Here is an 18,472-nt window from a genome sequence, read left to right on the forward strand (position 1 = left end):
CTTCAAGCCGGTTTATTTGCAAAATTCATTGTCAGCCCAGGTCAGAACTTCATCAAGAACCTTCATTTGTTCACGCAGCTCTTCTTCAGTGATGATGAGCGGCGGGCAAATTTGGATGCAGTTGTCACGGCCATAGGTGTAGAAGCCGAGTTCTTTACACTTGGCAACAACCTTCTTCTGGTTACCGGTGGTATCAATACCGTATTCAGCAATTGGTTCCTTGGTTTCTTTATTCTTAACCAGGTCAATAGCGCTGAAGAGGCCAATGTAGCGGACTTCACCAACGCAAGCGTGTTTCTTAGCCAGTTCTTCCAGGCATTCGCCCAGGACCTTGCCTACTTTTTGAACATTATCTAAGACCTTGTTTTCTTCAATATATTCAATAGAAGCATAGGCGGAAGCACAAGCCAGGGGATGGCCTTGGTAGGTTAAGCCGCATTGGAGGACATTGTCATCAAAGTGGGAAACCACTTTTTCATTCATGATAATCCCACCGAGTTGTACATAACCGGAGTTAACCCCTTTAGCAAAGGTGATCATGTCCGGAGATACGTTCCAGTTGTCAACAGCGAACCAGGTCCCGGTCCGGCCAAAGCCAGCCATAACTTCGTCACAGATCATGTAGATGCCAAATTCATCACAGAGGGCCCGGATGCCGGCTAAATAGCCCTTAGGCGGTAAAATAACGCCATTGGCCCCGATAACGGTTTCTAAGATGATGGCCGCAATATTGTTGTGGCCTTCAGCAATGATTTGCTTACGGAGCATTTTCAGGTAGTATTCGGTTAAGGCTTCTTCGCTTTCGAATTCGATTTCTTCACGATAAGGGAAGGGGCCAAAGAAGTGAACGATCCCAGGCGCGCTCCCACCGATTTCAGCAGCAAAGCGACGGCTGTCACCGGATACGTTACCGGCAGTGATGGTAGCCCCGTGGTAGGACCGGTACATGGAAAGGACTTTTTGCTTACCAGAAGCTTGACGGGCCATTTTAATGGCGTTTTCATTGGAGTCAGCCCCACCATTGGTGAAGAAGACCCGGCTCATGCCTTCAGGGGCATGTTCAATGATTTTTTTAGCCAAAGCAGCCCGGATGCCAACAGCTTGACCAGGAGCAATAAAGCAGAGTTGTTCAGCCTGCTCTTTAATGGCATCGATAATTTGTTGGTTGCCATGACCCAGGTTCATGTTAACCAGCTGGGAGCACATATCGGCATAACGTTTGCCATTATAGTCCCAGAAGTAGATGCCTTCAGATTTTTCAACAGGAATAATGTTTTTCAAGGCTTTTTGAGCAGACCAGGAATGGACGTTGTACTTATGGTCCATTTCGAGAACTTCTTCACGGGTGAATTTTGGTAATTTGTAAGTCATTCTGTTCATCCTTTCGATGATTTCTTTAAGCAACAGGCATTAATATGATATTCAACCGAACTGCAATGAATCTAAAAAGCTAAATGATCGTGGTCTGCTTCATCGCTTAAATCTTTAATGGATTCTTCCAGCTGGGTGGATTTAGCATAGTCATGGCGCTTGACAAAGTAGAAGACAGCGCCGATTGCAATCCAGATAATTAGGCAGACCCAGGCCTCCATAGACAGGGTACCCGGCGTAAAGGGTAACAACAATAAGGAAAGGAAAATCAGTGCAAAGGTCAGGCCAATCAGGCTGACGATAAACTGGGACCGGTTGCCATGCCTATAAGCAAACCGGGATGCAGATGCCGTTGTAAAGGCAAAACCCATAGCCGCACCTACAGAAGTCATATCAACCAGCCAGGACAGGACTTGCCGGCCAAAGAAGGGGGCAATGATGGCTAAAACCATCATAAAGATAATGGCCATCCGGGGCACTTTGTATACAGAATCCAATTTTTTGAAGGGATCTGGAAGGGCGCCAGCTAAACTCATAGAGTAGAGCAGGCGACTACCGGCTAAATAGAAGGCATTGAGCCCACTGACAATCCCGCAGAACATGGCAATCCCTAAAAAGAGCAAGCCAATCTTACCGACTACCATTTCAACAGCAAAACCTGTAGGCCAAAAATGTCCTTCTGCTAAAAATTGTTCCCAGGGTAAAACAATGCCTGTCACCAGGTTCATTAGTGCATACATTAAACAGGCAATAGCGATGGATGAAATGAGGAGTTTCTTGGTTTTTTTATTCGAAAAAGCATATTCCTCCGAAGCCTGTGGAATACAGTCAAAGCCAACAAAGGCCCAGGGTGCCATAGCGGCGATTGCAAAAATGCCTTTAATCGGGCTAGAACCTGTCGGGAAATAGGGTTTCAAATCATCCAGAGATGGTTCTGAAATCATCACCCCGGCAGTGACCAAAAGGATGGCCCCAACCAGCCCTAAGGCGACGGCGGTCTGAAACCAACCAGCAGCCTTAACGCCTCTCATATTAATGAGCCCTACGATAAGAATGGCTAGCACACTGACAATAATCTCGCCGTCATATACTTCCCAACCGGCAACTGTATATAGGACCTTATGTTGTAAAATCCCAGGAAAAATATACCGGCCAATCAGGCCTACTGCGGTCCCGTTCATGGGAATCAAGGCCCAATAGGCAATGGCAATAAACCAACCACATAAGAAAGCAGGGATTTTCCCAAAGGCAGCATAAGCGTAAACAAATTCGCCGCCGGCCACCGGAAACTTGCTAATGAGGTAGGAATAGCTGAAACTGATGATAATAATCATTAGGGCACCGATAATCAGCCCAATGGTTGAGCCGAGCGGTCCGCCCTTAGGCAAGAATTCATTACCGGGGAGGACAAAGCAGCCCCAGCCGATCATTGCGCCAAGTGCCAACCCCCAAATAGAAAGTGGCGATAAGGCTTTTTCAAATTTAACTTCTTCTGTCGGTTGAATGGTCTTCTTGTCGTTCATAAATCAACTCTTTCTGGACGTGTCATTTCTCATGACAGTGATACGGTCTTAACCCCTCTGTGGGTGCCACGCCAGCTATTATTCATGCGTCCACACCTTTTGCTAAAATCATTTACTCTAGTGATTACCTTCTACTGTAAATAATCTTAGCCTCATCCTTAATAAGTCCTTCAGATGTCGAGTAGGCATAAAATTCAAAGCCTACCTTACATGCAAAGGCACATTCAATACAAGGATCATTCTGACAAAACATATAAGCATCATCTTCAGCCATAGCCAAAAGCGCTTCTGCTTCTTCGCCCTCTCTAATGAAGCGAATTTGTCCGCCGGTATAGGAACGTACATAGAGCCATTCAATATCATGAGGCCCCTCTGTCCGGTCTTCTACCCGTAAGGCCACACAATGGTGGCGTTTACCGCCAACAAAGGCGTAGTGAATCTTGTAGCGTGCCTGGTCATCTCCTGTGCGGGCAGGGATTTCTTCTCCGTCCGGCCCTGCACCGAGAATGTCCCACACACAGCTGCCATCCTTCAGGCGGAATAAGTGCGGCGATGGCGCTATGGTAGCTGGCTTAGAATTGATTCGAGCCTCTGTAAGGCTCCTCTTTCCCTCGTGTTTCATAAATTGGCCCCCCAATGCAAAGCCGCCACATTCATAATGGCGAATGTGGCGGCAAGGCATCAGCCAATCATGATGCTACATTTCCTATGAGATTGAGTCGTTAACTCAGTCTTTTTTCCATTCTCTGTAGTCGAGGTGTTTATAGCGGTCAAGGAAGCGAACCGGGAGTTTCAGAGCGTCTTTACGGAAGGGCGGTGCCAGTTTGGTGCCGTCAACGCGGACTTCCAAGACAACGGTTTTCTTCTCATTCATGGTCAGGTCAAAAGCTTTCTTGAAGGCGCCGGCCAAGTCTTCAGCCTTGTCAACATAGATACCTTCAGCGCCCATGACGCGAGCCACTTCAGCCCAGCTCGGTGCTTCAATTTCGCAACCAACATAGCGGTCGTTGTAGAAGTCAACTTGGTTTTTCTTCTCAGCGCACCATGCATTGTTACGGAAGACAACAGCAACAACCGGCAGATTTTCTTGAACAGCGGTCATAACTTCATAGAAGCTCATACCCCAAGCGCCGTCACCAGCTAAGGACATAACCGGTTGGTCCGGAGCAGCCAGTTTAGCCCCAAGAGCAGCTTGGAAAGCGAAGCCGGTGTTCCCGTTGGTTAAGCAGGCAACGTGTAAGCGGGGGTTGTTGAAGCGGAGATAGCTGTTAGCGGTGGAAGAAACGTTACCGATGTCGGTGGTAACAATGCAGTCTTCCGGTTTAGCCAGCATCATTTCATAGAGGAGACGACGCGGGTGGATGGTGCCTTCAGCCGGTTCTTCCATAGCCAGGTCTTTGATTTCTTTATCCCAGTCTGCGCGAAGGGCTTTGATTTCATCTAAGCGGGCTTGATCCGGTTTACGGTCGCCTTTTTCTTGAAGAAGTTTTAAGAGGCCTTCAGCGGTTACGCGGGCATCACCGACGATACCAACTTTAACCGGGTGGGTACGAGCGATTTGTTTCGCTTGAACGTCGATTTGAACGATTTCTTGAGAACCGTCTTGTTTGAAGTATTTGATGTCGTATTGGGGAAGGGTCCCGAAATAGGACAGACGGCAGCCGATAGCTAAGATAACGTCAGCGTCACGTACGGAGTACATAGCAGCCTTGGAACCCATGTAGCCGATAGGCCCTACCCAGTGGGGATCACTGAAACGATAAGCATCGTTGTGGAGGTAGGTGGTAGCAACCGGGCAGCTCAGGTATTCAGCGATTTTTTCAACATAGTCTAAAGCGTCAGAGTCAACAACACCACGGCCGCTGATGATGACGGGACGTTTAGCGTTAGCGATGACTTCTGCAGCCCGTTTCATGGTTTCGCCGTCAGGGATCAGGCCTGAGGTGCTGCGGTATTCTTCAGGAGGAAGGATGAAGTCTTCCAGTTCGCCGTAGAAATAGTCACGGGGAACATCAAGGTAAACCGGACCACGTTCAGCATACATGACGCGGAAAGCGGTACGTACGCAGTCAGCTGCACGGCTAGGATGCGGAATGCCGAAAGATTTTTTGGTAATAGGTTTAAACATCGGCACTTGGTCAACTTCTTGGAAGCCGTCCCAGCCTACGGAAGCAGAACCAGCAGAAGGACCAATAACGAGGACCGGGCTGTGTGCTTGATAAGCGGTAGCAATAGAAGTGATTAAGTTGGTAATCCCAGGGCCGTTCTGACCGGTGCAGACACCAATTTTACCACTAATGCGGTTGTAAGCGTCCATCATGTGCCCAGCAGTGTGTTCATCCCGGCAAGGGATAAAGCGGATCCCTGCATCCGGGAAGAGGTCCAACATGTCCATGAATGCGGAGCCGACGATACCGGCGCAATACTCGACACCTTCAGCACGAAGCTGTTCAACAATCGCTTCTGATGGCGTCATTTTTTGTTTTTCTGCCATTAAAATTTCCTCCTTTGAGTAAGAACATCAATATAACCATTTGTATTCAGCAACACCATGCAGCTTAAAAACAACTTCAATGATGTAGGGGGAAAACTCTAGTGGTTTCCTGGGTAAGTCTTCCCTTTGCCGTTGAACCAATCATAAACGACCTGGAACTTATTTGCAATACTTATGGCAGGAATAAAAAACCAGTCCTCTCGGAGAGGACTGGTTTTTATAACCTTTGAGTTTTTTTATTTTTTACTCATCATCACAAACAACTTGCATGCCAACTTTTGAGGCTACAGTTTTCATGTTTTCACAGTCTTCCGCATCGGAAAGGTCAAGGGCCCCATCCCGCTCCAATTCCTTCTCATCTTCATCAGAGCAGACCACCTGAACACCCGCTTTTGAAGCGACTTTTTTCATGTTTTCACAATCTTCTTCATTGCCAATATTCCTTAAATCAACTTCCATTTTAAACTACCTCCTAAACAAGACTACAGGCTTTATATTAATATATACCCAAATACCTTATTTATTAATAGGCCCCTTGATTACAAGCATTCCTTGCATCACACGGTTGGTTGTAGGTTTTGCCTATAAGTCCATTTTGTCTATTCCATAAGAACAGATTATAACTCTTAAACCTCATCGTTTACCTTCCTATTTATGGCGCTTACAAAAACAAACCTTCCGGATCGATCTCTTCATAAAGCAGGTAGAGCTCATGGTAGCTTGGCGGCTCTGTTTCACCGGCAACCCGGGACACATCCAGATCCCATCCCACCAATTGTTGAATATCTTCAACCGTGTAGCCCGGGTGAACCGTATCCAGGTACATTTCCCCTGACTGGTCATCAAAGCGGAAAACGGCCATATTAGTAATGACCACCTGGGGACCGCCCCGGAAGGCATCGCCAAAAATTTCCTGCCGGCTCTTGACCCTGCCCCCATCCTGCCAGTCAGGTAACCGCCAGCCGGGGGAGGTGATATAGTCCACCTTTTCCTTAAAGCGGCGTTTTTCCTGAACCATAGTAAAGATGGTACGGCCGGCAAAGGCGTTGATATCCGGGTTCCCTCCACTGCCGGCTAGACGGCGGTCCGGGTTTAGATAGTCCCCGGCCACGGTTGTATTAACATTGCCGTAGCGGTCGATTTCTGCCCCACCTAAGAAGGCCAGGTCGATCCGGCCCCGCTCCAGCTGGCCAAAGACATCCGCCAGACCGCTGACCACAGAGGCCTGCTGTTCACACCGGGCATCGCCAACGGAGGAGGGCAGGCTTTCCGGCCGGCCGTCAATGGAGCCGGCTTCGTAAATAATAGAGGCGTGGCCAGCACCCGTTCGCTGGGCCAGGGTAACGGAAAGCATGGGCAGGCCTGTGCCGGCAAAGACCGTTTCACCGTCCCGGACTTCCCGAGCCCCGGCAACTGCCAAGAGGTCAATGACTTCATACTCCCCTACCTGAGCGTGGTCAAAGTTATCTTTATAGGTCTCCCACTTGCTCATTTTTTTGCACCTCGCTTAATCGTCGTACTGTAATGGATGGCCCTGTTGGCTGTTAAGTTCTGCAGGCGGCCGAAGCCTAATTTTTCCAGGTAGGCCTCGAAGTTGGGCAGGCTAAAGATCCATTCCTCGGCCCAGGCATCGAAGCCCTCTTGGGTCTTGGTCTGCTTGTAATAGGCCCGGATAAAGTCACCGTCTATTTCATACCGGTTGTAACAGCCGGTCGGGTGGGCCCCATAGGGCATTTCCGCATACCGCTCTACCATATAGTGGGGGATAATATTAGCTGCCGGCTCTTGCCGCAGATAGTCTTCCGGAACGACCTCTTCGGCAATAACAAAGAGCCGGTCTGCGGCCTTCATGGCTTCGACATCGCTGTAGCGTTGCCCTTCTACCCGGATGGTGCCCTGGTCACCAATCTGGTGGACATGGGCCACGCAAATATCCGGTTGGGCCGCCGGCAGGAGGATGTACTCGGTCCCGCCATAAAAGGGGTCCTTGATGTAGTCAAATTTTTTCTTGGGAATTTTAGGTCGGCTGCCATCCCGCAGGCCGGCCCGTCCCAGCATATCATAAGCGGGGTTCATAATATCCGTCCCCTTGGCAGCTGTGGTGGCCATAAAGGGCATCCCGGCAGCCCCGGCAGCCAGGCGGAGCAAAATTTGATAGTGGCTGTAGTCTTCGCAGATGGTTTCCCCGGCCTGGATCCGTCTGGCCATGTTATTACCCAGCTTGCCATAAAGCTCGTGGCCGATAAAGCAGGACTCCCAAATATCCACACAGCCTGCCCCGGCCAGGATATCCGAATGGGTACCCCCATTGACCTCAATCAGGTGCAGGTGTCTTTTTTTTTGCCGGACCAGCTCGTAGACCAAGGCCATTGGCCGCCGCCAAATGGTAAAACCGCTAAAGGTCAGGCAGGCCCCATCAGGAATGGCTGCTGCCAGATCCGCTACGGTTTGCCTTTTTCTTATATCTTCCATGGCATGTCGCTCCTCTCTAAATTGGCAGAAATTTCCCATATTAAAATCATACTTCATGACGGGAGCCCTGTCAATTTGCCTTTACAAACAAGTGAACAGAAAAAAAGACCTGCCGCCAGGCTGGCAGTAGGTCTTGAACTGATAGGGATTTATGGGTAGAAAAATCTTCTTCACTGAAGGGTCTGGGCCTCCATGGAGTGGCCGGGCCAGGGTGTGATGTCCATCCCTGTAACCAGCCAGGCCCGCTTGGCCCGGACGGCCAGGGGGGCATCGGAAAAGGAGTCTGAGTAAAAGTCCGTCATATCCTCCAACCGGTAGCCGGCCTCCAGGTAGCGGCGGACCTTTTCATCCCCCCAGCAGTTGAGCCCCCGGTAGAAACCGGTTTTTGGGTCCACCTCTGAGGCCAGGAGCTGGTGGATGCCCAAGTCGGCACAGATTGGGGCTAGAAGAAAGCGGGGCGAAGCGGAGATAACCAGGTCATCTGCCGCCTGCTGGGTCAGGTAGAATTCCTTAATACCCGCCCGGTGGGCCGCCCAAAAAGCGGCCACCTCAGCTTCAATATCCTCTACCCCCTGAAACAAGCGGTAGAGCCTTTCTTTAAACCGGGTCTTGGTCCAGCCGCCAAACTTGTAGCGCAAAAAAGCCAGGCCCCCTTCAGGTAGGAAGCGAACCAGGCCGGGGTGACGCCGGAGCAGGAAGAAAAAGAAGTGGGCGGTGCTGTCGCCATCATAGATGGTTTCGTCAAAGTCGTATACTCTCATAGCGCCTCCTTGTTTAAACCGCTGGCAGCATATAGGGCAGTGATTTCTTCCGGACTGAGGCTCCGCCATTGGCCTTCAGCCAGGTCACCCAACCACAGGGGTCCCAGCCGGACTCGGTGGAGGGTCAGGACCTCCCCGCCCAGGGCATGACACATCCGCTTGACCTGGTGGGTCCGGCCTTCGGAAAGGGTCAATTGGGCCTGGTCGGGCCCCGTCAAATCTAACTTGGCCGGCCGGGTTGGCCCGTCGGACAGGGTCAGGCCCCGGGCCACCTGCTCGACGGCATCCAGGGGGAAGTCTCCGCTATAGGTAAAACGATAGGTTTTGGGAATATTATACTTGGGGGAGGCCAGGCGGTGGGCCAATTGCCCATCTGTGGTGAGGAGCAAGAGGCCGGTGGTATCCTTATCCAGGCGGCCAACGGGCCGCAGCTTTTTCGACTGGCCAAACAAGAGGTCCATGACCGTCTGGTCTCGGCTATCTTTCATGGCAGTGACCACCCCGGCCGGCTTGTGGACCATCAGGTACTGGGCATCCTGGTAGCTGAGGGGGGCCCCATCAAAGGTCACCAGGGCCTCTGCGCCAACTTGAAAATCCCGCCGGTCGACCGGCTGGCCGTCAACGGTCACCCGGCCCCGCCGGATGGCCTGGCCCAGTTCTTTCCGGGACCCCAGGCCCATGTCATGCAAAAATTTATCCAGACGCATCTTTTCCTCCTACCCGCAGAGCATAGTCATGGTGGTAGCTCGCCAATTCCTCTTCATCTTCAATTTCCAGGTCTCGCTCACCGGCCCGGCGTTCCATATGGTGGCGAAATTCATGCAGGAGGGTCTCCTTGACCTGCCGGCTCAGCTCATCCCGGTCGGCATCTGCAAAGACGGCCTTAAAAGACCCGTAAAAAATACTGATCTGGCAGCCAATCAGGTTGACAGAGTATTGGCCCAGGATATAGAGGTCCCCATGCCCTTCGGGATGGAGCAGGGCCTCCGACTCTAAATGAATGCCCAGGTTCAGCTCATCATAAAAGGCCTCAGGGATTTCCTCACAGGCCGCCTCCAGCATCTCCTGGACTTCATCAATTGTTGGAAAAGCCATCTTTAAGCCTCCTCTGCCAGGTCCGGGGACTTGTCTGCCCCCGGCGTCCGAAGGGTAAAGCGCAGTTCCTCTACAAACCTGGGGTTAGCCCGCTCAACCCGGACGCTGAAGTCCTGGAGGGTCAGTTCATCCCCCTTACGGGGAATCCGGCCCAGGATATCGGTCAGCCAACCGCCGACGGTATTGGCCTCAATGTCCTCTGTTTTGACATTAAAGCGGGGCAGGATGTCATCCACTTCCGCCTGGCCACTGACCAGGTAGTTGCCCGGGGCCACCTTGTGCAGGTGGGCCTCTACCTCATCATATTCATCCCAGATGTCCCCAACCAATTCTTCAATGAGGTCCTCCATGGTAACAATCCCGACGGTACCTCCATATTCATCGGTCACGACGACCATGTGGGACTTATCCTGCTGCAGGGCGGTCATCAGCCGGGCCAAGTCTCTGTTTTCCATAATAAAGCCCACTGGCTTGGCTAAATCCTGGAGGGGGACCTGCTTCTGTTGCAGGAGCATCCCGTAAAAGTCCTTCACATGGATAACCCCGATAATATTATCGATGGTTTCCCGGTAAACCGGCAGGCGGGAATAGCCGCTGCTCTTAAAGAGGTCAATGACTTCTTCAATCTCCGCGGTTTCATCAACAGCAACGACATGGACCCGGGGGGTATAAATATCCCCTACAGTCCGGTCGTCGAATTGCATGGCGCTCCGGATGAGTTCCCGTTCATCAGCCTCAATATTGCCGAATTCTTCGGCCTCATCGACAATGGTCATCAGCTCGTCTTCGGTGATGCCGGCATCTTCATTGCCGCCAAAGAACCGGCCCAGGCTGCTTTGCAAGAGACCAAAAATAGCCGTCAGGGGCCTAAAGACCACCATAATGGCGTGCAGGGGGCCGCTGAAAGCAAGGCTGATGGCCTCTGCCCGCTCCTTTGCAATGGTTTTAGGGGTAATCTCACCAAAGGTCAGGGTGGCAATGGTAATGACAATAGTGGAAATGGTTATCCCCCGGGCCCCCATCAGGTCCACGAACAAGACCGTTGCCAGGGAGGCGCAGGTGATGTTAACGATATTGTTACCAATCAAAATAGAGCTCAATAAACGCTCATAATTCTCGGCCATGGCCAAGACCCGCTCTGCCTTCCTATTCCCATCGGCGGCCATTTTTTTCATTCGGATGGTATTTAAGGAGGTAAAGGCCGTTTCAGAGGCAGAAAAGAAGGCGGATCCACACAAAAGGACTACGATGGCTAAGACATATCCACTAGGACTCATGGGCACTCCCTTCCTTTAGGTAGTCTGCACGACGGACCACAACAAAGTCTTCTACCGTGTTATTGATTAAATCAGCCAGGGAAATTTGATCCAAATAGGCCTCAATAATGGCCTCCAAGCCCTGCCACAGGACCAGGGTGGGGCAGTCATCGGCCATGGGACAGTGGCCGGCATCTGTTTCCAGGCAGGCCACCGGGGCCAGGGACCCTTCCATGGTCCGGACCACATCACCCACCCGGATGTCTGCCGGCTGCCGGCTCAGGACATAGCCGCCCGAGTGGCCGCGAAAGCTCTTGATATAGCCATCTTGCAGGAGGGGAACCATAATTTGCTCTAAGTACTTAATCGTAATCTTCTGCCGGTCGGATATGGCCCGGAGGGTTTCACGCTGGTCTTCAGATGAATGTTCGGCTAAATCGATGAGGACCCGTAGTCCATACCGGCCTTTGGTAGATATTTTCATAGGCGCCTCCTGTCTTAATGGTTGCCTGGAAGACTTGCAAGCCGGCCGCCCCCCCTGTATGATGGGGGTAGAAAGGAGCGGCATGCAAATGACACAAGCACTGTTATTAACCAATACACGCTTAGATGACTTACATTATAATTCTTTAGCGACCATGGGGGGCGACCGCCTGCTCAAGCTGCCCGTCACCCTGCGGATGCCCTGGAAGCAGGTGGACAAGGGCCCCCTACCCGAAGAAACCGTCACTGAAATCAATGAATGGATGACCAGTGTCGGCCAGGCCAATGACTACCTGGTCATTGAAGGACCGGAAGAAGCCATCGCCCCAATTTTAGAAAAGGCCCGAGCCCTGTCCCTCATTGCCATGCGGCCGGTCTGGTCCCCGGTGCCTGCCTTTGTCCCCTTAATTGGCGAGGACGGCGAGGTGGATGACTAAAGCGCTCCCCTATTTTACCCCATGCTAGAAATGGCCGGAGAATCTTTCTCCGGCTTTTTGCTTGCCCTTATTCATCCGCCAAGCGGTGGACGCCTTCGATTTTTTGGAAGGGGGCCAGGTCCATGGCCAATTCCAAAATCCCCCGGAAAACGTCCGAACTGTCCCGGACGCCAATGTAACGAACCAAAATCATCTCCTCCCCTCTGGGGTACCAAAAGTCTGCATAGGCCCGCTGGCCTGTCCGCAGGTCTTCAATCAGGGCCTCCACCTTAGCCAGGCTCTCCCGGGGGTGACAATTTTTCACATCTCGGCCGATGACCCCTGCTGACCGGGGAAAGAGCCGGTTGGCCCGGGAATTGTAGAAACGGACCAGGTCGTTTTCATCGATAAAGGTCAGGTCAAAGGGCAGGTGGCTCAGCATGAGGTTGAGCTGTCTCAGGCTCATCCGCCCGGTGGACAGATTTAAAATCGTGTCGCCAGACAGCTCACTCCCGTCATGGTGGAGCATGAGGATTTCCAGCCCCCGCATCATTTGCCGTTCCTTCTGGCTGTGGGCCGGCGGTTCAATAAAGGCATAGCCGATTTCATCATCGCCGACTTCCATCTTGATAAATTCATTTAGGGTTAAAAGCTTAAAGGCCGCCGGATACAGAAGTTTTTCTTCAATCCGCATCAAAAAGGCGGTCACATCATAGACGGTGTAAAAGGCCGATTGGATGGCCTTCTCATGCCCGTCTAAGGTGGCCTTTTCAAACTCTGTCAGGGCATTTTTAACATCATCATCATAGGACCATAAAATCCGCAGGGGACCGGTGATCCCCTTATCTCCCAGCTGGGGGTAGAGCTGGTTTTGCTTGCGGACCAGGTGGGTTTTATAGACCTGGGCCTCTTTGGCATAGCGGATCCAGGCCGCCTGGTCAAATTCATAGCGGAGCATGTGGACGCCATCATCAAAGTAGTCGTACATGGCTTCGTTTTCCTGCCGGTATAGGCGTAGGGGGTGGTCCTTAGAAAATTTTCTTGGCGGTTCTGGTTTTAAGTGGGCCTCAAAGGCTTTGAACATCCCCGGAAATGCATTAATAAGGGTTTCTTCATTGTCAGTGTTTTCACTGATCACCTGTAGGGCATAGAAGTATTCTTCAGGCTCTACGCTGATATTTTTTTCATGTAGGGTGCGGATTACTTCTTCAACGCTCATCTCTTCATCCATAATGGACAAGCTGTACTTACGCGCCTTTTGCACGTTTTTCTTGTCCACGTCAAGAATATCGGTGTAATGCATACCCGGTCTCCTCTCACGACGGTCTGTCGTCTTCTTTAATTAATTTCTCTAACTGACTGCGGACCTCAGGGTCAATCCGGCCGTCAAGGGTTGATCGCGGCACTTCTTTATGTATCAGCCGGTGCGCCTTGACCCGTGCATCGGCAAGGGTCTGTCTAAGCTCTGGTCCGGTCATCCGAAGGCCCCCTAAAGAGAGGACCGTTTCCTGGATTAACCGGTCCCCGGAGGCGACATAAAAGTGACTCCGCTTGGGCAGCTGGGCCGCCAGTCGTTCGATAACCATATCAGCGGTGACCCCTTCAGGGGTGTAGATGATTTCCAGGTAGGGAAAGCGCCGGGTACTGCCGGCATTTCCCTTGACCCGGTAACCATCGTAAACCACCAGGACCCGCCAGCCACTCAGGGCCCCGTATTCATCCAGGCGGGCGTTCAAATCATCCCGGGCCTCCTCCAGGCTCCGGGTCCCGTCTCCGCTCAGGGCCGGCCACTGGCCGATCATATTATAGCCATCGACAATGAGCCAGGTCGTCACTGCTTAAGCCTCCGCTGCCGGCTGATTTCAGCCAGCAGGATGCCACAGGCCACCGAGGCATTCAAAGACCCGACCTGGCCGCCAATAGGAATGCTGGCGATAAAGTCGCAGGTCTCACTGACCAAGCGGCCCATCCCCTTGCCCTCGTTGCCGATGACCAGGACCAGGGGCCCGGTCAGGTCGGTCTCATACATATCCGTCCCATCGGCCGCGCTGCCGCAAACCCAAAAGCCTTCTTTTTTCAAGGCCTTCAGGGTGTTAACCAGGTTGGCCACCCGGGCCACCGGGACGTATTCACCGGCCCCGCAGGCCGCTTTCATGGTCCCTTCGGTTAGGCCGGCGGCCCGCCTTTTGGGGATAATAATCCCGTGAGCACCGAAGGCATCTGCCGACCGCATCATAGCCCCCAGGTTTTGGGGGTCTTCAATGTCATCTAGGAGTAAAATCAGCGGGACCTCGCCCTGGGCCTTGGCCCGGCGAACGATCTCCTCCCATTCAACATAGGGCAGGTCTGCCAGGGTGGCTGCCACCCCTTGGTGGTTTTTGCCTGGAAACCGCCGGTCCAGGACCCGACGGTCGACTTCTCGGACCGGAACGCCGGCTGTTTTGGCCAGCCGCCTGATGTCCTCAATAACACCGTGTCTAGCCCCTTTTGCTAAGCTAATATGCTGGAGGTCGGCCTCACTTTTCAGGGCCTCCCGGACCGCATTTCTTCCGTATAAATCAGCTATGGTAACTGCCTCCTCTATTCTTGTGGCGCTTCTTCCCGCCGGTAGTGTTCAATCCGGAAGGCATAGCCGTTATCGGTCCCTTCCCGGATGACTTCCGGCGGCAGCCAGCCTGCCTCTGCCCCCATATCCGGAAAATAGGTATCCGCCGGGGCTTCTGCATTAATCCGGGTCACATACCCAGCCTCACATTGGTCCAAGAGGGCCTGGTAGAGGTCGCCGCCGCCAATTAAAAATAAGCGCCGGTCACCGGCGGCAGCCAGGGCCTCTTCTACCGAGTGAACCACCCGGGCCTCGCCGGCATCATAATCCGTCTGTCGGGTCAGGACCAGGTTCAGCCGGCCGGGTAAGACCCCGGGCAGGCTTTCAAAGGTTTTCCGGCCCATGAGCAGGGCCCCGCCCATGGTTGTCTCTTTAAAAAAAGCCAGGTCAGCCGGCACATGAAAGAGCATCTGCCCCTTTTGGCCAATGCCCCAGTGGCGGTCAACAGCTACGATAAATTCCATATGATCACCTACTCTGCTACCGGAATTTTATGGTTAAATTCATAGGGCGCATAGCCCTCTAAGACCACGTCATCCACTGTAAAGTCGTAAAAATCGGTCACTACCGGGTTGAGCCGGAGGACCGGCGCCGGCCGAGGCTCCCGGTCAAGTAACTCGCGAACCATGTCCACGTGCCGGTCGTAAATATGGGCATCAGCAATAACATGAACAAATTCCCCTGGCTCAAGGCCGGTCACCTGGGCCAGCATATGGACCAGGACCGCATACTGGACCACATTCCAGTTGTTGGCCGTCAGCATGTCCTGGCTCCGCTGGTTCAAAATGGCGTTGAGTTTTTTGCCGCTTACGTTAAAGGTCATGGAATAGGCACAGGGGTAGAGGGCCATGTCGTGGAGGTCGGCATGGTTGTAAATATTGGTCATGAGCCGCCGGCTATGGGGGGTATGGACCAGGTCATAGAGCAGTTTATCCACCTGGTCAAAGTCCCCTTCCGGGTAGTGGTGGACCACCCCCAACTGGTAGCCATAGGCCTTGCCGATGGTCCCGTCAGGCCGTTGCCAGGCGTCCCAGATCCGGCTTTTCAGGTCAGCCACCCGGTTGGATTTTTTTTGCCAAATCCAGAGGAGTTCATCAACGGCATTTTTATAATAGGTCCGACGCAGGGTGAGGGCCGGGAATTCTTCAGCTAAATTGTAGCGGTTCACGAGACCGAAGGCTTTGATGGTATGGGCCGGCCTCCCATCTGCCCACCGGGGCCGGACGGGGTAGTCCTTGTCCCAGACCCCCTTGGTCAAAATTTCCCGACAGTTGTCTATAAAAATATTATCTGCTTGACTCAATTCCGTACTCCTTATCTACCATCGAAAAGAGCTCCTTTAACCGGTCGGTCTCCCCGCTCAAGTAGAGGTAGCCGACCAGGGCTTCCAGGCCGGTGGCCCGCCGGTAATCGCCGGGGTTGCCGCCCCGGGGAACAGACCCGTTGGCATTCCGGCCCCGGCGCAAGATTTGGGCCTCCTTCTCGGTGAGGAGGGGCTCAAGGGCTGAAAGCACCCGGGACTGGGCCCCATGGTTAACAAAACCCACACACAGGCGGCTCAGGGTAGAGGCCTTGTGGCTCTCTGCCAAGAGGGCTGTGCGCAGGTGTAGTTCATAAACTGCATCCCCTACCCAGGCCAGGGTAAGGGCGGATAAATGAAAGGCTTCTTTTTCTGTCATCAAATCACTCACTATCCACCGCTAACAGGACTACCGCCTGGGCGGCAATGCCTTCTTGGCGGCCGACAAAACCCAGTTTTTCCGTTGTGGTGGCCTTGATATGCACCCGGTCCGCCTCTTCAGCAAGGGCCCCAGCCAGCTGTTGACTCATCTGGTCAATATAGGGGGCCAGCTTGGGGGCCTGGGCCATAATGACACAGTCGGCATTGCCCAGCCGGTAGCCGGCCTGCCGAACCAACCGGTAGGCCTCCTTTAAAAGCAGGAGACTATCGGCCCCCTTGTAGGCCGGGTCGGTATCCGGAAAGTGGCGGCCGATATCCCCCAAGCCTGCTGCCCCTAAAAGGGCGTCGGTCAAGGCATGGGCCAGGACGTCAGCATCTGAATGGCCGGCCAGCCCTCGGTCACAGGGGATGGTCACCCCACCTAGGATAAGGGGCCGCCCCTCTGCAAAGGCGTGGACATCTGTACCTAATCCGATCCGCATAGTCCGCTCTCCTTTAAATAAAGTTCTGCCAGGGGGAGGTCTGCCGGTAGGGTGACCTTGATATTATAGGGGTCACCGGCCACCGTGAGGACGGCTTCCCCATAGGCTTCCATAAGGGCCGCATCATCTGTCACAGCCAACCCCTCTTCTAGGGCGCGGCTGTGGTAGGCCTGCAGGGGGGCCACTTGAAAGGCTTGAGGGGTTTGAACCCGGTAGAGCTTGGTCCGGTCCACTGTTTTAAGGACATAGCCTTCAGAATCCACCTGCTTAACCGTATCGGTCACCGGCAGGACCGGGATCACAGCTGCAGCCTGGTCAAGGCCCCGGACCAGCCTGGCCATTAAAGCAGCCCGTAGGATAGGCCGGGCCCCATCATGGATGAGAACCCGGTCCCAGTCGGCCGGCAAGGCAGAGAGAGCCTGACGAACAGAATCCTGGCGCTCGGCCCCTCCTTCCGTCAAGAGGACCTCGTCAGGATCCAGGCTTGCTTCTGCCAAAGCAGCCTGGACAAGGGCCTTTTCTCCGGGCCGGTAAACGACCATCAGGGGACAGGCCGGGGCCCCGGCCCTAATATGGCAAAGGGCCAGGCTTAAGACCGACTGCCCGCCCAGGGGCAAAAATAATTTATTTCCTCCTGCCCCCATCCGCTTGCCGCGGCCGGCAGCCAAAACCACTATCCCTAACACCCTAGTCCTCCAATCGTACAAAGATCATCCGGCCGGCATTGGTTTGGATGACCGAGGTCACCACCACATCCAGGCTTTCCCCGACCCGGTCGCGCCCGCCTTCTACCACAATCATGGTCCCGTCCTCCAGGTAACCCACCCCCTGGTGGGCCCCCTTCCCCCGGCCAACCACTTCAACCCGCATGGCTTCACCCGGGAGGACCACTGTTTTAATGGCGCCGGCCAGCTCATTGACATTGAGCACTTCAACATTTTGAAAGGACGCAACCTTATTGAGGTTGTAGTCGTTGGTCACAACACAACCCTGCAGGTCCTTGGCCAGCATGACCAGTTTGGCATCCACTTCAACAATATCCGGGTAGTCCTTATTGAGGGTAACCACCTGGACACCGCATTCCCGCAAGTCATTTAAGACATCCAGGCCCCGCCGGCCCCGGTTTCTTTTTAAGGCATCGGCTGAATCGGCAATATGCCGTAATTCATCCAAGACATAGGGGGTTATAATGAGAGGACCCTCTAAAAAGCCGGACCGGGCAATATCTACAATCCGGCCATCAATGATGACCGAGGTATCCAGAACCTTGGGCCGGGTCCCCGGCAAGAAATCACTGGCCAGGTCTCCGGTTCCCTTAGGGGCCTCCTTCCGAGGCTTCCGGTCCGGCCGCTTGTTCATATGGGCCAATAGGGTATCCGGTAAGGCCACCAGGGCATCCCGCCAGCGGTAGCCCATAGAAGCCCCCAGGTAGCCTAAAACGAGCATGATAAAAAGGGGCATATAGGCCCCGATCAAGGGCAGGGTCTTCACGGCCGGAATAATCAGCAGGGAAACCACCAGCCCAGCCATCAGGCCCAGGGTCCCGGAAACCAAGCCCCTTAAGGGCACGTCAGAAAGCCGGGCTTCTAAGAAACGGGTTCCATGGACAAAGGCATTAATCAAGGGTTGGGCTATGGCGAAGCCTATCAGCATGAATAATAAAGAAAAAATAAGTCCGGCGATAATTGGCATAAAAGAGAGTGACGGCAAAAAGTTCAGATTAAGCGGTTCGATCAGTTGTCGATAGCCGACTGATCCGAGAAAGTAGCCACTCACCGCCCCAAATAACATGAGAAATCCACGCACTATTTTTAATGGCATCTTCTTCACCTC

The 18,472-nt window shown here is 53.2% G+C and carries 22 protein-coding genes; 1 reads left to right on the top strand and 21 read right to left on the bottom strand.

Going from position 1 to position 18,472, the window contains the following annotated elements:
• Positions 1-12: 12 nt before the first annotated feature.
• From ACLGL1_RS02095 to ACLGL1_RS02150, 12 genes are all read right to left on the bottom strand, one after another.
• A complete protein-coding gene (locus ACLGL1_RS02095) occupies positions 13-1,371 on the bottom strand; it encodes an aminotransferase class III-fold pyridoxal phosphate-dependent enzyme (protein WP_411007140.1) in 1,359 nt (452 codons plus the stop codon).
• Between the two features lie 71 nt (positions 1,372-1,442).
• A complete protein-coding gene (locus ACLGL1_RS02100; RefSeq protein WP_411007141.1) occupies positions 1,443-2,894 on the bottom strand; it encodes an APC family permease in 1,452 nt (483 codons plus the stop codon).
• 124 nt (positions 2,895-3,018) lie between these two features.
• Entirely contained in the window at positions 3,019-3,411 is a 393-nt protein-coding gene (locus ACLGL1_RS02105) for a hypothetical protein (protein ID WP_411007142.1), read from the bottom strand.
• 210 nt (positions 3,412-3,621) lie between these two features.
• Positions 3,622-5,388: a sulfoacetaldehyde acetyltransferase gene (gene xsc / locus ACLGL1_RS02110; protein WP_411007143.1), complete on the bottom strand. Its 1,767-nt coding sequence runs from the start codon at positions 5,386-5,388 to the stop codon at positions 3,622-3,624.
• A 243-nt stretch (positions 5,389-5,631) separates the two neighbouring features.
• Positions 5,632-5,847: a hypothetical protein gene (locus tag ACLGL1_RS02115; RefSeq protein ID WP_411007144.1), complete on the bottom strand. Its 216-nt coding sequence runs from the start codon at positions 5,845-5,847 to the stop codon at positions 5,632-5,634.
• 202 nt (positions 5,848-6,049) lie between these two features.
• The gene (locus ACLGL1_RS02120) at positions 6,050-6,880 is read right to left on the bottom strand and encodes a CoA-transferase subunit beta (RefSeq protein ID WP_411007145.1); all 831 of its coding nucleotides are present in this window, start codon (positions 6,878-6,880) and stop codon (positions 6,050-6,052) included.
• Positions 6,877-7,860, bottom strand: a complete 984-nt coding sequence (locus ACLGL1_RS02125) for a CoA transferase subunit A (RefSeq protein WP_411007146.1) — start codon at positions 7,858-7,860, stop codon at positions 6,877-6,879. The genes ACLGL1_RS02120 and ACLGL1_RS02125 overlap by 4 nt, the downstream gene beginning before the upstream one ends.
• A gap of 170 nt (positions 7,861-8,030) precedes the next feature.
• Entirely contained in the window at positions 8,031-8,621 is a 591-nt protein-coding gene (locus tag ACLGL1_RS02130) for a haloacid dehalogenase-like hydrolase (protein WP_411007147.1), read from the bottom strand.
• Positions 8,618-9,328 carry a pseudouridine synthase gene (locus ACLGL1_RS02135; protein WP_411007148.1) on the bottom strand — a complete coding sequence of 237 codons (711 nt, stop codon included), beginning with the start codon at positions 9,326-9,328 and terminating at the stop codon, positions 8,618-8,620. Before ACLGL1_RS02135 ends, ACLGL1_RS02130 begins: the two co-directional genes overlap by 4 nt.
• Positions 9,315-9,716, bottom strand: coding sequence for a metallopeptidase family protein (locus ACLGL1_RS02140; protein WP_411007149.1), 402 nt, complete (start codon positions 9,714-9,716; stop codon positions 9,315-9,317). Before ACLGL1_RS02140 ends, ACLGL1_RS02135 begins: the two co-directional genes overlap by 14 nt.
• Before the next feature lie 2 nt (positions 9,717-9,718).
• On the bottom strand, positions 9,719-10,993 hold the full coding sequence (locus ACLGL1_RS02145) for a hemolysin family protein (protein WP_411007150.1): 1,275 nt from the start codon (positions 10,991-10,993) through the stop codon (positions 9,719-9,721).
• Positions 10,983-11,456, bottom strand: coding sequence for an RrF2 family transcriptional regulator (locus ACLGL1_RS02150; protein ID WP_411007151.1), 474 nt, complete (start codon positions 11,454-11,456; stop codon positions 10,983-10,985). Before ACLGL1_RS02150 ends, ACLGL1_RS02145 begins: the two co-directional genes overlap by 11 nt.
• Positions 11,457-11,544: 88 nt before the next feature.
• Here ACLGL1_RS02150 and ACLGL1_RS02155 point away from each other — a divergent pair, with 88 nt between their 5' ends.
• Positions 11,545-11,892 carry a hypothetical protein gene (locus ACLGL1_RS02155; RefSeq protein ID WP_411007152.1) on the top strand — a complete coding sequence of 116 codons (348 nt, stop codon included), beginning with the start codon at positions 11,545-11,547 and terminating at the stop codon, positions 11,890-11,892.
• Positions 11,893-11,959: 67 nt separating this feature from the next.
• On the opposite strand, the gene ACLGL1_RS02160 is transcribed toward ACLGL1_RS02155, so the two are convergent.
• From ACLGL1_RS02160 to ACLGL1_RS02200, 9 genes are read right to left on the bottom strand one after another with little or no spacing between them, the layout of a single operon-like run.
• On the bottom strand, positions 11,960-13,174 hold the full coding sequence (locus ACLGL1_RS02160; RefSeq protein WP_411007153.1) for a PAS domain-containing protein: 1,215 nt from the start codon (positions 13,172-13,174) through the stop codon (positions 11,960-11,962).
• Positions 13,175-13,187: 13 nt separating this feature from the next.
• Positions 13,188-13,706: an NYN domain-containing protein gene (locus ACLGL1_RS02165; RefSeq protein ID WP_411007154.1), complete on the bottom strand. Its 519-nt coding sequence runs from the start codon at positions 13,704-13,706 to the stop codon at positions 13,188-13,190.
• Positions 13,703-14,455 (bottom strand): 23S rRNA (guanosine(2251)-2'-O)-methyltransferase RlmB, encoded by a 753-nt coding sequence (gene rlmB, locus ACLGL1_RS02170; protein ID WP_411007186.1) that lies wholly within the window; start codon positions 14,453-14,455, stop codon positions 13,703-13,705. Before rlmB ends, ACLGL1_RS02165 begins: the two co-directional genes overlap by 4 nt.
• Positions 14,452-14,940 (bottom strand): dihydrofolate reductase, encoded by a 489-nt coding sequence (locus ACLGL1_RS02175; RefSeq protein WP_411007155.1) that lies wholly within the window; start codon positions 14,938-14,940, stop codon positions 14,452-14,454. Before ACLGL1_RS02175 ends, rlmB begins: the two co-directional genes overlap by 4 nt.
• Before the next feature lie 8 nt (positions 14,941-14,948).
• Entirely contained in the window at positions 14,949-15,779 is an 831-nt protein-coding gene (gene thyA, locus ACLGL1_RS02180) for a thymidylate synthase (protein ID WP_411007156.1), read from the bottom strand.
• Positions 15,763-16,155, bottom strand: coding sequence for a Mini-ribonuclease 3 (locus tag ACLGL1_RS02185; protein ID WP_411007157.1), 393 nt, complete (start codon positions 16,153-16,155; stop codon positions 15,763-15,765). The genes thyA and ACLGL1_RS02185 overlap by 17 nt, the downstream gene beginning before the upstream one ends.
• 4 nt (positions 16,156-16,159) lie before the next feature.
• Positions 16,160-16,639, bottom strand: a complete 480-nt coding sequence (gene ispF, locus ACLGL1_RS02190) for a 2-C-methyl-D-erythritol 2,4-cyclodiphosphate synthase (RefSeq protein WP_411007158.1) — start codon at positions 16,637-16,639, stop codon at positions 16,160-16,162.
• A complete protein-coding gene (gene ispD, locus ACLGL1_RS02195; RefSeq protein ID WP_411007159.1) occupies positions 16,624-17,325 on the bottom strand; it encodes a 2-C-methyl-D-erythritol 4-phosphate cytidylyltransferase in 702 nt (233 codons plus the stop codon). Before ispD ends, ispF begins: the two co-directional genes overlap by 16 nt.
• Before the next feature lies 1 nt (position 17,326).
• Positions 17,327-18,460, bottom strand: coding sequence for a PIN/TRAM domain-containing protein (locus tag ACLGL1_RS02200; protein ID WP_411007160.1), 1,134 nt, complete (start codon positions 18,458-18,460; stop codon positions 17,327-17,329).
• Between the last annotated feature and the right edge of the window lie 12 nt (positions 18,461-18,472).

This window comes from Peptococcus simiae (assembly GCF_046569735.1).
Taxonomy (GTDB): Bacteria; Bacillota; Peptococcia; order Peptococcales; family Peptococcaceae; genus Peptococcus; species Peptococcus simiae_A.

Bases quoted from the DNA above. Each gene is read 5' to 3' on its own strand.
- ACLGL1_RS02095 (WP_411007140.1), bottom strand. From the start codon at position 1,371: ATGACTTACAAATTACCAAAATTCACCCGTGAAGAAGTTCTCGAAATG.
- ACLGL1_RS02100 (WP_411007141.1), bottom strand. From the start codon at position 2,894: ATGAACGACAAGAAGACCATTCAACCGACAGAAGAAGTTAAATTTGAA.
- xsc (WP_411007143.1), bottom strand. From the start codon at position 5,388: ATGGCAGAAAAACAAAAAATGACGCCATCAGAAGCGATTGTTGAACAG.
- ACLGL1_RS02115 (WP_411007144.1), bottom strand. From the start codon at position 5,847: ATGGAAGTTGATTTAAGGAATATTGGCAATGAAGAAGATTGTGAAAAC.
- ACLGL1_RS02120 (WP_411007145.1), bottom strand. From the start codon at position 6,880: ATGAGCAAGTGGGAGACCTATAAAGATAACTTTGACCACGCTCAGGTA.
- ACLGL1_RS02125 (WP_411007146.1), bottom strand. From the start codon at position 7,860: ATGGAAGATATAAGAAAAAGGCAAACCGTAGCGGATCTGGCAGCAGCC.
- ACLGL1_RS02130 (WP_411007147.1), bottom strand. From the start codon at position 8,621: ATGAGAGTATACGACTTTGACGAAACCATCTATGATGGCGACAGCACC.
- ACLGL1_RS02135 (WP_411007148.1), bottom strand. From the start codon at position 9,328: ATGCGTCTGGATAAATTTTTGCATGACATGGGCCTGGGGTCCCGGAAA.
- ACLGL1_RS02140 (WP_411007149.1), bottom strand. From the start codon at position 9,716: ATGGCTTTTCCAACAATTGATGAAGTCCAGGAGATGCTGGAGGCGGCC.
- ACLGL1_RS02145 (WP_411007150.1), bottom strand. From the start codon at position 10,993: ATGAGTCCTAGTGGATATGTCTTAGCCATCGTAGTCCTTTTGTGTGGA.
- ACLGL1_RS02150 (WP_411007151.1), bottom strand. From the start codon at position 11,456: ATGAAAATATCTACCAAAGGCCGGTATGGACTACGGGTCCTCATCGAT.
- ACLGL1_RS02155 (WP_411007152.1), top strand. From the start codon at position 11,545: ATGACACAAGCACTGTTATTAACCAATACACGCTTAGATGACTTACAT.
- ACLGL1_RS02160 (WP_411007153.1), bottom strand. From the start codon at position 13,174: ATGCATTACACCGATATTCTTGACGTGGACAAGAAAAACGTGCAAAAG.
- ACLGL1_RS02175 (WP_411007155.1), bottom strand. From the start codon at position 14,940: ATGGAATTTATCGTAGCTGTTGACCGCCACTGGGGCATTGGCCAAAAG.
- ACLGL1_RS02185 (WP_411007157.1), bottom strand. From the start codon at position 16,155: ATGACAGAAAAAGAAGCCTTTCATTTATCCGCCCTTACCCTGGCCTGG.
- ispF (WP_411007158.1), bottom strand. From the start codon at position 16,639: ATGCGGATCGGATTAGGTACAGATGTCCACGCCTTTGCAGAGGGGCGG.
- ACLGL1_RS02200 (WP_411007160.1), bottom strand. From the start codon at position 18,460: ATGCCATTAAAAATAGTGCGTGGATTTCTCATGTTATTTGGGGCGGTG.